The sequence below is a fragment of the Lysinibacillus cavernae genome (genome assembly GCF_009724685.1).
GTDB lineage: Bacteria > Bacillota > Bacilli > Bacillales_A > Planococcaceae > Lysinibacillus > Lysinibacillus cavernae.
In genome coordinates this window covers 651,589-665,921 of sequence record NZ_WMEF01000002.1, presented here as the reverse complement: position 1 = coordinate 665,921, position 14,333 = coordinate 651,589, and the positions used below count along the sequence as shown (strand labels likewise).

Here is a 14,333-nt window from a genome sequence, read left to right as displayed (position 1 = left end):
CCAGATGGCTGCGTAGTGTTTTTTAGTGTTGTCTACTTAACAGGGGTAAGTCCAGACTTTATATCGACATATTTTGGCAGGTTTACTTGGTATTTCGAAAGTAGTTTTATAGTAACATTGGTTATATAAAGATGTAGGAGGTTTTATATGCCTGATTTATTGCTCGTACTTTTTTTATTTAACCTTTCTTTATTTCTTTTGCACGAAATGGACGCAATAAGGCGCTCTGAGTGGCGATTGTTTATCGTGCTTAAAGATATGGAAGATTCAAAGGCTTATAAAGTATTCACATTTATTCACTTGTTTCTTTATGTAATAATACTTTCCTTACTTTTCAGCCAATATCAAACAATAATTTTTTGGGTCCTTGATTTATTCTTTATTATTCATGCAATCTTGCACTTGTTTTTTGAACGACATCCTCGAAACGAATTTAAAAATACGTTTTCAAGATCAATTATTTATTCAATGGGGATTCTTGCTGTAATACATTTAATATTTTTAATTAATATTTAGATTTAAGAGGCTGGGACAAAACCCATCTCTAAATTAAAAAGCCTGTGAAATTTTACGATCAGTAAAATTTCACAGGCTTTAAATTTTTTCATAAAAAAATAAGGATCACTTCTGATAGAATTAAGTCACCACAACAAAATTATACAGAAAGAAGGATCCTTATGTTTAAAAATTATAACATGAATAAATTAGTTTTGCCTTTAGATTTAGAAGTAACATTACAAAAAAAGCGATATTGCCTTCCATGTCCACCATTTAGTCGAAAGTATCTCGCCTGAAGCGTTTGAACCATTCCTTCGAAATGAAGGCTGTCCCGCCTACCATCCACGCATGATGCTTAAAATTACCTTATGTGCTTATACACAATCTGTCTTCTCAGGGCGTAAAATTGAAGCCCTATTAAAAGATAGTCTTCGGATGATGTGGCTAGCTCAAGGGTATGAACCAAGCTACCGCACGATCAATCGTTTCCGTGTTCAACCAGAAATGAAAGAGTTGATCCGCCAATGTTTCGTCCAATTCCGTTGCCAGTTGGTCCAAGAAGAATTAATTGATCAGGAAGCTATTTTTATTGATGGAACAAAGATCGAAGCCAATGCGAACAAATTTACTTTCGTATGGAAAAAATCCATCGAGAAATATCATAACGGATTAATTGAAAAATCAAACCAGTTATACGATGAGCTACTAGAGAAAGAAATCATACCAGTAATTGAAAGAGAAAATGTAGAAGAATTAGCATTAGAAGAGCTCGCCCAGATGGTAGAAAAAGTAGACGAAGTGATTTCCGAGTATGATCAAAAAATAGAGGATTCATCGGATGTAGCTGAGCGAAAAGCTTTAAGAGCCGAACGGAAATTCCCAAAGCAAGCTCGCAAACAATTAATCGACTATATTGTACGTAAACTAAAATATCAAAAAGACTTTGAAATCTTTGGCATGCGAAATAGTTATTCCAAGACGGACTCAGATGCCACATTTATGCGAATGAAAGACGACTATATGAAAAATGGTCAATTGAAAGCAGGTTATAACATCCAAGTCGCAACAGAAGGTCAGTATGCGCTTGCCTACAAGATTTTTTCGAACCCAACAGATACACGTACCTTAATCCCGTTTTTAGATGAAATCGAACAACATTATTTTGAGTTACCAAAACACATCGTCGCAGATGCCGGATATGGCAGTGAACAAAATTATGATGATATCCTTTCGAATCGTAAACGAGAAGCCTTAATTACGTATAACTTGTATTTAAAAGAACAAAAGCAAAAGTATAAACAAAACAAATTCAATACAGCCTACTGGGATTATGATGAAGAAAATGATCAATACACTTGCCCGAACCAACAACAGCTTGTATTTAAATATCGTACCACGAAAACGGATCAATATGCTTTCACGCGTGAGTTTAAGGTATACGAATGTGAAGACTGTTCCGGACGCCCATTCCGTTCATTATGTACAAAAGCAAAAGAAGGAAATAATCGTAAGTTAATAGTGAATGAGAAGTGGGAACAACAAAAAGAATATGTGAGAACAAAGCTTTCAGAAGAAAAAACGAGTACCATTTATCGTCAACGCAAAATCGACGTGGAACCAGTTTTTGGATTCTTGAAGGCTAATTTGCGTTTCACTCGTTTTTCTGTACGAGGAAAATCGAAGGTTGAAAACGAGATAGGCCTCGCATTAATGGCCGTGAATTTAAGAAAATTCACAGCCATTAGGTATGGAGACAACATAAAAAATAGAGAAATCCTAATTTGAATTCATTCAAATTAGGATTTCTCGCTAATTGAAGCTAGTTATGTCCCAGCCTCTCTTTTTAAATTTATTTTAATACAGCATCATTCATTCAACTTGGCTTTTGTCTGAAAAGTCTTTACGTAAAACATAATTTGCAATTGTTCCTTCAACTGATATTTTTTGACCAGCCGATAAATCAGCCTCTTGATCTAAATCAACTATTGCAAAGTTTGTAATTTCTTCTGGATAAACCCCTAGGAAAAAGTCTTCTTTATTCTTATCCTTCTCATAGAGCTCATCGTAATCAATAAACTCGAAGTTTTGCCCATATGGATGATAAACTTATCTGCACGTACTCCAGTAGTTGTACCTTCTCTTCTTCTTTTTTAACCAATATTAGAACTTTCGAATACAAATTCTGTAATTACTCCAGTGGCCGTTACTTTTCTACCAAGAATATCAAAATCATCTTTAAATTGTTGTCCGTTTTTATGACCAAGAATGATCATATCCACCAATTTTTCATCTGCTACAGTAAGTAATTTATTTGTAAAATCCACTATAGTTTTACCTTCTAAATTTTCATCTATAAATTTTTTGCTTTGTTCTTCTATTGTCAAACTTGGGAATTTCTCAGGTTTAGATGTATTATCTTTTGCAGTATCTACACATCCTACTAACAATAGTGAAAATATAAGTGTTGAATTAGGAAAGAATTTCTTCATAAGGTATTTACTCCCTTGGGATTTATTTGTAATAATAAAATTGTATCGATATTGTAGAATGTTGTCAGTACATAAAAAAATGCCACGAGTTGTGGCAAAGAAATAATATTAACTTTAAGCATGTTAAATTTTTTCTTCTATTATAAAATAGTACCTGTCCAAACCTAAATTATTTACAGTATTATGAACTGGGGTACCTTTTTTAAAAAAACCTACGAGTACCCCAGTAAGTGCCCCAAAAAGTGCCCCAGTTAAATACAGTTAAATACACTTAGTTAGAGAGGTATAGAAAGTCGTGTTAAAACAAAACCTTGATATTATGCACATCAAAAAATTAAAAACATCAGGATAGCAACCAAGGTCATAAGTTATGCTTATCAAAAAAGATAATATTAATGTAATTTACTTATGAATATAAATACGTTATCATGGGTATTGGAGAAAAGATGCTACACTTTTATAAAGCCTTTTCAAAAAGATATATTTAGGGGGATCCGCAAATGGCACAAGGTAATTTACACAACAGCCGCGCATCATTCGAAGTAAATGGTAAAACTTACAATTACTATGATTTAGCTGCGATTGAAAAAGCTGGCGTTGCAAAAGTTTCAAACCTTCCTTACTCAATTAAAGTTTTATTAGAATCTGTTTTACGTCAATATGATGCATATGTAATTAAAGAAGAGCACGTAAACGAATTAGCAAAATGGGGCAATGGTGCTGATCCGGAAGCAGAAGTACCATTCAAGCCTTCTCGCGTTGTATTACAAGACTTTACTGGTGTACCAGTAGTTGTTGACCTTGCATCTCTTCGTTCAGCAATGAAGGAAATGGGCGGCGACCCAAGCAAAATCAACCCTGCTATTCCAGTTGACCTTGTAATTGACCACTCAGTACAAGTTGACAAATACGGTAATGCAGCTGCACTACAAGCAAATATGGACCTAGAATTTGAACGTAACGCTGAGCGTTATAACTTCTTAAAATGGGCTCAAACTGCTTACAATAACTTCCGTGCTGTACCACCAGCAACAGGTATCGTTCACCAAGTAAACTTAGAGTACTTAGCTCCAGTTGTACACGTAAACGAAAATGCTGACGGCACATTCGAAACATTCCCAGATTCAGTAGTAGGTACTGACTCTCATACAACAATGATCAACGGTATTGGCGTTCTTGGATGGGGCGTAGGTGGTATCGAAGCTGAAGCAGGTATGCTTGGTCAACCTTCATACTTCCCAATTCCAGAAGTTATCGGTGTTAAATTAGTGGGCGACCTTCCAAACGGAACTACTGCTACTGACTTAGCATTAAAAGTAACACAAGTATTACGTCAACGTGGCGTAGTTGGTAAATTCGTTGAGTTCTTCGGACCTGGCGTATCTAAATTACCACTAGCTGACCGTGCGACAATCTCTAACATGGCTCCTGAATATGGTGCTACATGTGGTTACTTCGCAATTGACGAAGAATCATTAAACTACATGCGTTTAACTGGTCGTGACGAAGAGCACATCGCGGTTGTAGAATCTTACTTAAAGTCTAACCACATGTTCTTCGATCCAACTTTAGAGCCAGTTTACACTGACGTATTAGAAGTAAACTTAGCTGAAATCGAACCAAACCTTTCTGGTCCAAAACGTCCACAAGACTTAATTCCACTATCTCAAATGCGTTCTCGTTACAAAGAAGCAGTAGTGGCACCACAAGGTACACAAGGTTTCGGTTTAACAGAAGATGAATTCGCAAAAACATCTGTAGCAAAATTCGCTGAAGGCGATGTAGAAATTCCAACAGGTGCTGTTGCAATCGCTGCGATCACTTCTTGTACAAATACATCTAACCCATACGTATTAATTGCTGCGGGCTTAGTAGCGAAAAAAGCTGTAGAAAAAGGTCTAACAGTACCTAAATGGGTTAAAACTTCTTTAGCACCAGGTTCTAAAGTTGTAACTGGTTACCTTGAAGATTCAGGTTTACAAACTTACCTTGACCAAATCGGTTTCAATACTGTAGGTTACGGTTGTACAACATGTATCGGGAACTCAGGTCCATTATTACCTGAAATCGAAGATGCCATTAAAGAAAATGACTTATTCGTAACTTCAGTTCTTTCTGGTAACCGTAACTTCGAAGGTCGTGTACACCCACTTGTAAAAGCTAACTACTTAGCTTCTCCACCACTTGTTGTTGCTTATGCACTTGCTGGTACAGTGGATGTTGACCTACAAAAAGATTCATTCGGTAAAGACAAAGATGGCAACGAAGTATTCTTCGCTGATATCTGGCCTTCAACTGAAGAAGTTAACGCAGTATTAGGTACTGTTGTTAACCGTGAGTTATTCCAAAAAGAATACGAAACTGTATTCACAGCTAACGAAAAATGGAATGCAATTGAAACATCAACTGAGTCTCTATACACATTTGATGACAAATCAACTTACATCCAAAACCCACCATTCTTCCAAGGTCTTGCAAAAGAGCCAGAAGCTATCAAAGGCTTAGATGGCTTACGCATTATGGCGAAGTTCGGTGACTCAATCACAACTGACCATATTTCTCCAGCTGGTGCAATCGGTAAAGATACACCTGCAGGTAAATATTTAATTGAAAACGGTGTTGCAATCCGTGACTTCAACTCTTACGGTTCTCGTCGTGGTAACCACGAAGTAATGATGCGTGGTACATTCGCAAACATCCGTATTCGTAACCAAGTTGCTCCTGGTACAGAAGGTGGATTCACAACTTACTGGCCAACAGGCGAAGTAGAGTACATCTATGACGCATGTATGAAATACCAAGAACAAGGTACTGGCTTAGTAGTACTTGCTGGTAACGACTATGGTATGGGTTCTTCTCGTGACTGGGCTGCGAAAGGTACATTCCTACTTGGCGTGAAAACTGTTATCGCACAATCTTACGAGCGTATCCACCGTTCTAACTTAGTAATGATGGGTGTTCTTCCACTTCAATTTATGCCAGGTGAATCTGCTGAGACATTAGGCTTAACAGGTAAAGAAGAAATCTCTGTAAACATTACTGATAACGTAAAACCACGTGAAATCTTAACAGTAACTGCTAAATCTGAAGACGGCACAGTTAAAACTTTCCAAGCTTTAGCTCGTTTCGACTCAGAAGTAGAAGTAGACTACTACCGTCACGGTGGTATCCTACAAATGGTTCTACGCGCAAAAGCTGCTGAGTAATCATAACCATAAAACCGATCTCTTAGGAGGTCGGTTTTTTTGTTTGGAATAGTGAACTTTATAAAGTGGTGGATAGGGTGGCAGAAGTGATGGATAGACCATAAAGTGGTGGATAGAGTGGCAGAAGTGATGGATAGAACGCATAAAGTGGTGGATAGAATGGCAGAAGTGATGGATAGAATGGCAGAAGTGATGGATAGAACGCATAAAGTGAAGGATAAAGCGGCAGAGGTGATGGATAGACCATAAAGTGGTGGATAGAATGGGAGAAGTGATGGATAGAACTTATAAAGTGGTGGATAGAATGGCAGAAGTGATGGATAGACCATAAAGTGATGGATAGAACTCAAAAAGTGAAGGATAAAGCGCTAGAAGTGGCCGATAGAGAGAACCAATGGCGGATTGATTGGCTAAAAACAAAAGTATTCTTAGCATACAAGGCAAGATTATTTCCAAATACGTAGCATTTTCCCAAATGTTTATATAAAATTGAAATGTAAGCCTTTTAATATATATATAAATGGGGGACGATCAATTATGACAAAGAAAAAACATAAGCTTTACACGGCGGCAACAACAGCAGTGGCAATAACAGCTTTAGCAGTTGTACCTGTTTCAGCTGCTAGTCCATTTTCGGATGTAAGCGAAGATTATGCACATTTTAACAGTATTTCAATATTACATGCAGCAGATATTATTAATGGTTTTCCAGATGGTACATTTAAGCCATCACAGGACGTAACACGTGGACAAGCAGTGAAGATGATTGCAGATGCTTTCCATCTAACAACAACAGATACGGCGACTGTAGAAAATCCGAATTTCAAGGATGTAGACTCTTCTAGTCCATACTATAAGGCGATTATTACATTGGTTAATCTTGACGTTGTGCAAGGATATGAGGATGATACTTTCCGTCCAAATGAGTCTATTACACGTGGTCAAATGGCAGTTATGGTGGCACAGGCAACGGGCTTAACAGCAGATGGAAAAAGTCCATTTACAGATGTACCACAAAATAGTCCATTTGCAGATGCTGTGACGGCATTGTATGAGGCAGGTATTGCAAAAGGTGTTTCTGCAACAGAATTTGGTGTGGAGAAAAATGTTACACGTGGTCAGTTAGCAACATTTATTGTGAACGCATTAGACTTAGCTGAGGAAGCTCAGCCTACAACAGAAGAAAAAGAGGAACAACCAAAAGAGGAGCAGGTAACTGAAGAAAAACCTGCGACAACAAAAGATAGTGCATTTTTAGAGGAAGTATTTGCCAAAACATTAGCCAAGCAGAAAGAGCTAAAAAGCATGAAGGCTACGATGACGATGACTCAGTCAGTCGAGGTAAACGATGGTCAGGAAACCATGACAATGGATTCTAAAGGCAAGATGTCCATGGAAATTGTTACAGAGCCTATGCAATTCTTTGCGGATGGCACAATGTCTATAACAGATTCAACTAATGGTGAAGCGATGAATTTGCCGATTAAAATGTATATGACAGCTAAAGATGGTATGTATATGTATGAGGCAGAGCAAAAGGCTTGGATAAAGTTCCCGAAACAATTATTTGAGGATGTACTTAGTCAAACAGGGATGCAGCCAGATGCAGCGGAGCAATTAGAGATGCTACAAGCATTTGCTGAAGACTTCACAATAACTGAAACAGCTAGCCGATATGAATTATCTCTAAAGGGCGCTGGTGATAAATTCACAGAGCTAATGAAGCAGCAGCTTGGTGTAATGGATTTAGGTATGGACGCTAATCTGGAGGCGCAATTGGGCAATATTTCTTTTGATAGTCTCACATACAAATTACTGATAAATAAAAAAACATTTGATGTAGAAGAAATGGCTATGGATATGACATTAAAGATGCAAGTAGAAGGCAATTCAATCAAAACAAAACAGCAAACAACAATCAAATATCATGATTTCAATGCTGTGACAACGATTACGATTCCAAAAGATGTGCTTGAAAATGCTAAGGAAATGGATTTTAACACATCAGAAACAGTACCAGCCAAAAAATAATAGAAAAAAATAAAAAGTAGGTTTACGCCAAATATCTTGGTGTAAGCCTACTTTTTATGTTAAATAGATAAGAACTCTTCGGTTTTAGCTAAAGCCCATTAAATCCTTCACTTTCATCGTATTTGTGGAAGACGTCAGCATTTCGAGTAGGCGAAAGGCCACATCAAAGGCTGTGCCTGGATTCGACGAAGTAATGATATGATCCGTTTGAACAATTCTTTCCTTCACAATATGCGCACCATAAGCTTCAAGCTGCGCTATTCGTTTACTTGTAGGGTGATTGTAGGTTGTTGCTTGACGATGTTGTAGAATACCGCTATGCCCTAAAATAAGGGAGGCTACACAGATCGTTGCAATGGGCTTCTTCTGTTCATCAAAATGACGCACAACGGTTTGGAATTCCTCGCTAAAGGCATCTTCATAAAATCCCGCTTCCTCAAAGCCACCAGGGATAGCTAAAGCATCAAAATCCTCTAAATCAATTTCATGCAGCAATTTTTCTGGAGTGACGTTAAAATTCCATGTACATTGCAATTGTTTATGTAATCCCACTGTAACAACTTCTGTTGTTCCATCGCCCTCCCATTTATTCCAGCCAAGTACATCGGTAAAGACACTTGCCTCCACTGCCTCAAAGCCATTTGCTAAAAGTAACAATATTTTTTTCATGTTGACTCTGCCTCCTTTATTGCTTTAATTGTAATCAATAGAGCTGAATGTTAACAGAAGTTGTATAATGTATTTTAGATAAAAAACTTTATTTGAAAAGGTATTATAGGAAAAATAGTTGATTATGAAAGGTGAAGGGCCATGGATCAAATTGATACACAAATTTTACAACAGTTACAGCATAATGCAAAAATCTCGATGAAAGAATTAGCTACAATCGTTCATTTATCTTCTCCCGCTGTTATTGAACGTGTCAAAAAGTTGGAGGAACAAGGTGTGATTGAAGGGTATCATGCAAGGGTGAATTTGAAAAAGATGGAGCGCACTATTGAAGCCATTATTTTATTTAAATCCATTGATTGTAAAAGCCTCTCAGCATTTTGTAATGCCCATCCTGATGTAATGGCGTGCTATCGAGTGGCGGGAGAAATTAGCTATATTGTCAAGCTAGCAACTTATTCAGTAGAAACATTAGAGCAGTTTATTGATGCAGCTATGCCCTATGGTACACCTTCTACCAACATCGTGTTATCTTCAGCGGAAAAAAAGGTCGTTGTCCCGTTTGCTAACAATGATTTTGAATAAATGACAAAAAGGCAAACCTGGAAACGGCTAGCACCATTTATAGGAGAGAGATGGAACGCGGTTTCCTCTAGTGGATGTACTATATAGCAAGATGTTGGGAAACGATGAGTCAAAACCATTTATAGATATAGTAGGGATAAAAATAGTAGAGGAAAATCCAGAGTAAAGACTAAAGCCCACATCTACTATGAATTAGAGTATCTAGTCTTTTATTAAGCGTTGGTTTCAGTTACAATAGTTGTAATATTTTTCTAAATGTTAAAGGGATGTTGTGTTGATATTTACGCTACTGTAGAATGCTACAGCCTTCTACACTTCTTGATGTTGCTGAAGGCATAACTGAAGTGCGTAATGTCAGGTATACGCTACAACCTTTCCTTGGCCCAGCAAGGCTATTGTTCACATGGATAATGGGCAAAAGGAATTTACATATGTCCGTTTTAATGAGGGATGGAAACTAGATGGACTGTACCGAGAAAGTAGCGGTGCGTACAACAATCAATGAGGCAAAGGGGAGACATACAATTGCTATTACGTGATGTATTGAAGGAAGAAGATTTAAAGGATAAACTAAGCGCATTGAAAAAGGGTCAAACAACCTGGGAACAAGTGAATCAAGAGCAGCTTTTGCAGTCCATGTTGGCACATATCGGCTCTACTGATAGTGAGCTAAGGGATGCATGCATTTATGGTAGCTTTTATGAGTGGATTCTAGAAAAAAATCTACTGAATCATCGCCGCTTAATGGAGCTTTGGGATTACAGCTTGAACCATTTACTGTTGAAAGGCATCGATGAAGAGGAATCTGATTGGGTCTTTACCCGCTCCTTTACAACTTTATTGCTTGCTCTTCTACTAGCCCGAGATCTACAAGATAATTTTTTATCTCAGGATAATATAGAACACTGTCAAACTAAGTTAATGGCTTATGTGGTAGCTGAAAAGGATGTAAGAGGCTATGTGCCTGGCAAGGGATGGGCGCATAGTGTGGCACATGCATCGGATGCTATCGATGAACTGGTGAAAAATCCTAAAATGACTGGAACAGCTTATGTCGATATGCTACATGCACTTTGGTCCATCTATTTACAACCTCATTATGTGTTTATCCATGATGAGGATGAAAGACTGTTAGTGCCGATTTTCGCGATGTTAGAGCATGGCTTAGAGCAAAATGAGGTTATTCAATTATTGCAGCAAGTTCCTTCCACTTTATCTACACTAAAGGATCAGCTGGTTGAAGAACAGTATAGAAACGTTTTGTTCAATTGCAAAACATTGCTAAAGAGCTTCTTTATTCAAACAAATAATCAACCACAATATGTGACTCTTCATCAAAGCATCGCTACTTGCCTCAACGAACTATTTTAAGGTAGTCCATTATTGACAGCCAATTGGTAATTTGGTAAGATGAGTAGCAATAAAAGCATACAACTTCGTTGATGAGAAAGAGTAGTGTTTCATTTTGTTCTACAGAGAGCCGACATTTGGTGGAAGTCGGTGTGCAATTGTTACATGAAAATCCTCTCTGAGAAGGTTAGCCGAAAATAGTAAGCTAACCCGGGTGTCTACCGTTAAAAAGAACACGTATGATAGTACGTTGCTGAGTGCTATTGACTAAGGTGTCAATAGAATTAGGGTGGTATTCGCGGTTAACCCCGTCCCTTTCCTTGGGACGGGGTTTTTTGTATGCCTTTTATACAAAAATAATTGTATAGGAGGAACTAATATGCAAGTAGAACAAAAGAAGGAAACAACGGTTGAACGAGAAACTAGGATTCGAACATTGTGGGAGCAAGAAGGGACTTTTGCAAAATCTGTAACAAATCGCGCTGGACAGCAGCCCTTTGTATTTTACGAGGGACCACCAACAGCAAATGGTTTACCACATGTCGGCCATGCATTCGGCAGAACAATTAAGGATGTGGTGGCGCGTTATAAGACAATGCAGGGCTTTTTTGTTGAACGAAAAGCAGGTTGGGATACACATGGGTTACCCGTGGAATTAGGGGTAGAAAAAACATTAGGCATCTCTGGGAAGCAGGAGATTGAGAATTATGGGGTAGAGCGTTTTATTCAAGCGTGTAAAAATAGCGTTTTTACCTATGAACAGAAATGGAAAACTTTCACAGAGCAGCTTGGTTACTGGCTTGATATGGATGATCCTTATCTAACGTTAAGTAATGATTACATCGAATCTGTATGGCATATTTTAAGCCATGTTCACAAGGAAAAGCTTTTATATAAAGGGCACCGGGTTTCACCTTATTGCCCTAGCTGTCAAACATCTTTAAGCTCTCACGAAGTGGCGCAGGGCTATAAAGATGTCAAAGATTTATCTGTTACAGCGATGTTTAAGCTTAAGGATCAAGATGAATATTTCTTAGGCTGGACAACGACGCCATGGACATTACCAGCCAATGTGGCATTATCCATGAATCCTTCCCTTAAATATGTACGTGTCAAACATGCAAATAAAGTATATATCCTCGCTAAATCACTGGTATCGAAGGTTTTTTTAGAGCCAGTGGAAGTATTAAGTGAGCATGATGGGAAGGAATTTGCTGGTGTTTCCTATCAACCACCATTTTCTTATGTAACGGTTGATAAGGGGCATGTTGTGGTAATGGCTGATTATGTGACAGAGCATAGTGGCACAGGGATCGTGCATATTGCGCCAGCTTATGGGGAGGACGATTATAAAACGGTTCAGCAACATGGTTTGTCATTTGTCAATGTAGTGGACCTGAAAGGATGTTATACAGAAGCGGTGCCTGAGCTTATAGGACGATTTGTGAAAGATTGTGATGTCGATATCATTAAAATGCTTGCGACAAAAGAGCTTTTATTTGCGAAAGAAAAATATGAGCATAGCTATCCACATTGCTGGCGCTGTGATTCACCATTGCTGTACTATGCAACAGATAGCTGGTTTATCAAGATGTCTGCTTTAAAAGAGCAGCTTTTACAAAATAATCAACAAGTGACATGGTATCCGGCTCATATCAAGGATGGTCGATTTGGCAACTTCCTAGAAAATGTAGTGGACTGGAATATTAGTCGTAACCGTTATTGGGGGACACCGCTGAATGTATGGATTTGTCAGGATTGCGGACAGGAGGAGGCTCCAAACAGTATCACAGCATTAAGAAAATTAGCAAAAGATGCTGTCGATGAGCAATTAGAGCTTCATAAACCATTTATTGATGACATTGTCTGTACGTGTCCGAACTGCCAGGGAGAGATGAAGCGTACACCAGAAGTCATCGATGTCTGGTTTGATAGCGGTTCGATGCCATTTGCACAGCAACATTACCCTTTTAAAGATATCACGACTTTTCAACATCAGTATCCAGCAGATGTCGTCATTGAAGGGATCGATCAAACGCGAGGTTTTTTCTATAGTTTATTAGCGGTTTCCACGCTATTTACAGGGAAGCCACCTTATAAAAATGTACTATCATTAGGGCATGTGCTAGATGAGTATGGGCAGAAGATGTCTAAAAGTAAAGGCAATGCCTTAGAACCTGTTGAGTTGATTGAGCAGTATGGAGCAGATGCTTTACGTTGGGCATTTTTAATAGACAGCTCACCGTGGAATCCGAAGCGTTTTTCTAAAAAAATCGTGATGGATGCGAAATCAAAGCTAGTGGATACACTTGACAATACATTTAAGTTTTATCAAATGTATGCCAACATCGATGGATTTACGTATGATGCTGAGCATACAGGTACACGGTCACATTTAGATCATTGGATAGTATCTCGCTTACATCACACGATTCAGATTGTAACAACGTCCATGGATGACTATCAATTTACGCAGGCTACACGAGAAATTGCTGAATTGGTGGAAGAGTTAAGCAATTGGTATATTCGACGTTCGCGTACTCGATTTTGGGCAAATGGGCTGACAGCAGACAAAAAAGGTGCATTTAGTACACTTTATGAAGTTCTGACAGCTATTTGCCAATTAGTAGCACCATTTACGCCGTTTATTGCAGAGGATATTTATCGCCAATTAACTGGCAAAAGTGTTCATTTAGAAAACTACCCGAATTTTAATGAAAAACTTGTGGATGTTAAACTTGAACATGAAATGGCAGCCATTTTAACGGTTGTGGAACTAGGTCGCGGTATCCGTAATAGCCAGGGAATGAAGGTTAAGCAACCTTTAAGTGAACTCATTGTAGCGGTAGAAGGTGAACTGGCGGATTATCAAGCTTATAGTGAGCTCATTCAGGATGAACTAAACATAAAAGCCTGTAGGTGGACTCATGATTTTTCAGCCTATGAAAGCGTCCATTATAAGCTTAACTTTAAAACAGCTGGAGCTGCATATGGTTCAAAGGTTAACCAAGTAAAAGAATATGTTATGACGTTAACGAATGAAGAAAAACAGAAGCTACAGCAAAACGGAGCAGTTGATTTTAAGATTGAAGGGCAACAACTAACATTATTAACAGAGCATGTGGTAGCTGAATCATTCGTGAAGGATCAGTATATTTTAGCGGAGGATAACACATGCCGTGTATTGATGAACGTTCAACTAACAGAGAGTTTGCTACAAGAGGGGCAAATGCGAGAATTAATTCGCACAATTCAAGATGCACGGAAAAAGTGGCAGCTACCTGTAGAGCAATATGTATCGATTGCCTTTAGTGGTAGTATGGAGGTACTTTCCATCATCCAGCGGCACGAAGCTTTATTACAAGCCAATGTATTAGTAAAGGCTCTTCATTATAGCGAAGAATGGCATGAAGAGAAATCGATTGAAACAGAATTGTTTAATGAAAAGCTTACTGTTTTCGTCTCTCTATAACAGAAATGCTCAGGAGGAATCCTGAGCGTTTTC

The 14,333-nt window shown here is 38.2% G+C and carries 10 protein-coding genes, 1 pseudogene and 1 other annotated feature; of the genes and pseudogenes, 9 read left to right on the top strand and 2 right to left on the bottom strand.

Features of this window, described 5'->3' with window-relative positions; all coding sequences use genetic code 11:
• Positions 1–147: 147 nt before the first annotated feature.
• Both GJU32_RS07665 and GJU32_RS07660 read left to right on the top strand, forming a co-directional pair.
• Positions 148–516: a DUF6713 family protein gene (locus GJU32_RS07665; protein ID WP_155591333.1), complete on the top strand. Its 369-nt coding sequence runs from the start codon at positions 148–150 to the stop codon at positions 514–516.
• A gap of 161 nt (positions 517–677) precedes the next feature.
• A pseudogene (locus GJU32_RS07660) lies at positions 678–2,238 on the top strand (IS1182 family transposase); the annotation flags it as partial.
• 410 nt (positions 2,239–2,648) lie between these two features.
• Here the strand turns inward: GJU32_RS07660 and GJU32_RS23345 are convergent.
• Positions 2,649–2,987: a hypothetical protein gene (locus GJU32_RS23345; protein ID WP_230874975.1), complete on the bottom strand. Its 339-nt coding sequence runs from the start codon at positions 2,985–2,987 to the stop codon at positions 2,649–2,651.
• Between the two features lie 500 nt (positions 2,988–3,487).
• Here GJU32_RS23345 and acnA point away from each other — a divergent pair, with 500 nt between their 5' ends.
• From acnA to GJU32_RS07640, 4 genes are all read left to right on the top strand, one after another.
• Entirely contained in the window at positions 3,488–6,193 is a 2,706-nt protein-coding gene (acnA, locus tag GJU32_RS07650) for an aconitate hydratase AcnA (RefSeq protein ID WP_155591332.1), read from the top strand.
• Between the two features lie 108 nt (positions 6,194–6,301).
• Positions 6,302–6,442 carry a hypothetical protein gene (locus GJU32_RS07645; protein WP_196426627.1) on the top strand — a complete coding sequence of 47 codons (141 nt, stop codon included), beginning with the start codon at positions 6,302–6,304 and terminating at the stop codon, positions 6,440–6,442.
• Between the two features lie 86 nt (positions 6,443–6,528).
• The gene (locus tag GJU32_RS23565) at positions 6,529–6,657 is read left to right on the top strand and encodes a hypothetical protein (protein ID WP_274381808.1); all 129 of its coding nucleotides are present in this window, start codon (positions 6,529–6,531) and stop codon (positions 6,655–6,657) included.
• Between the two features lie 73 nt (positions 6,658–6,730).
• The gene (locus GJU32_RS07640; RefSeq protein WP_155591330.1) at positions 6,731–8,224 is read left to right on the top strand and encodes an S-layer homology domain-containing protein; all 1,494 of its coding nucleotides are present in this window, start codon (positions 6,731–6,733) and stop codon (positions 8,222–8,224) included.
• 84 nt (positions 8,225–8,308) lie between these two features.
• Here GJU32_RS07640 and GJU32_RS07635 read toward each other — a convergent pair whose 3' ends face one another.
• On the bottom strand, positions 8,309–8,893 hold the full coding sequence (locus GJU32_RS07635) for a DJ-1/PfpI family protein (protein ID WP_155591329.1): 585 nt from the start codon (positions 8,891–8,893) through the stop codon (positions 8,309–8,311).
• A gap of 141 nt (positions 8,894–9,034) precedes the next feature.
• Between GJU32_RS07635 and GJU32_RS07630 the strand changes: the two genes are divergently transcribed.
• From GJU32_RS07630 to ileS, 3 genes are all read left to right on the top strand, one after another.
• Positions 9,035–9,478 carry an Lrp/AsnC family transcriptional regulator gene (locus GJU32_RS07630; RefSeq protein ID WP_155591328.1) on the top strand — a complete coding sequence of 148 codons (444 nt, stop codon included), beginning with the start codon at positions 9,035–9,037 and terminating at the stop codon, positions 9,476–9,478.
• 501 nt (positions 9,479–9,979) lie between these two features.
• On the top strand, positions 9,980–10,849 hold the full coding sequence (locus tag GJU32_RS07625; protein WP_155591327.1) for a DUF2785 domain-containing protein: 870 nt from the start codon (positions 9,980–9,982) through the stop codon (positions 10,847–10,849).
• Positions 10,850–10,908: 59 nt separating this feature from the next.
• Positions 10,909–11,147: a binding site (T-box leader), on the top strand.
• 60 nt (positions 11,148–11,207) lie between these two features.
• Positions 11,208–14,300 carry an isoleucine--tRNA ligase gene (ileS, locus tag GJU32_RS07620; RefSeq protein ID WP_155591326.1) on the top strand — a complete coding sequence of 1,031 codons (3,093 nt, stop codon included), beginning with the start codon at positions 11,208–11,210 and terminating at the stop codon, positions 14,298–14,300.
• Positions 14,301–14,333 lie beyond the last annotated feature (33 nt).

What these genes read in the sequence shown, in the direction of transcription:
- GJU32_RS07665 (WP_155591333.1), top strand. Translation starts at nt 148, where the DNA reads ATGCCTGATTTATTGCTCGTACTTTTTTTATTTAACCTTTCTTTATTT.
- GJU32_RS23345 (WP_230874975.1), bottom strand. Translation starts at nt 2,987, where the DNA reads ATGAAGAAATTCTTTCCTAATTCAACACTTATATTTTCACTATTGTTA.
- acnA (WP_155591332.1), top strand. Translation starts at nt 3,488, where the DNA reads ATGGCACAAGGTAATTTACACAACAGCCGCGCATCATTCGAAGTAAAT.
- GJU32_RS23565 (WP_274381808.1), top strand. Translation starts at nt 6,529, where the DNA reads ATGGATAGAACTCAAAAAGTGAAGGATAAAGCGCTAGAAGTGGCCGAT.
- GJU32_RS07640 (WP_155591330.1), top strand. Translation starts at nt 6,731, where the DNA reads ATGACAAAGAAAAAACATAAGCTTTACACGGCGGCAACAACAGCAGTG.
- GJU32_RS07635 (WP_155591329.1), bottom strand. Translation starts at nt 8,893, where the DNA reads ATGAAAAAAATATTGTTACTTTTAGCAAATGGCTTTGAGGCAGTGGAG.
- GJU32_RS07630 (WP_155591328.1), top strand. Translation starts at nt 9,035, where the DNA reads ATGGATCAAATTGATACACAAATTTTACAACAGTTACAGCATAATGCA.
- GJU32_RS07625 (WP_155591327.1), top strand. Translation starts at nt 9,980, where the DNA reads ATGAGGCAAAGGGGAGACATACAATTGCTATTACGTGATGTATTGAAG.
- ileS (WP_155591326.1), top strand. Translation starts at nt 11,208, where the DNA reads ATGCAAGTAGAACAAAAGAAGGAAACAACGGTTGAACGAGAAACTAGG.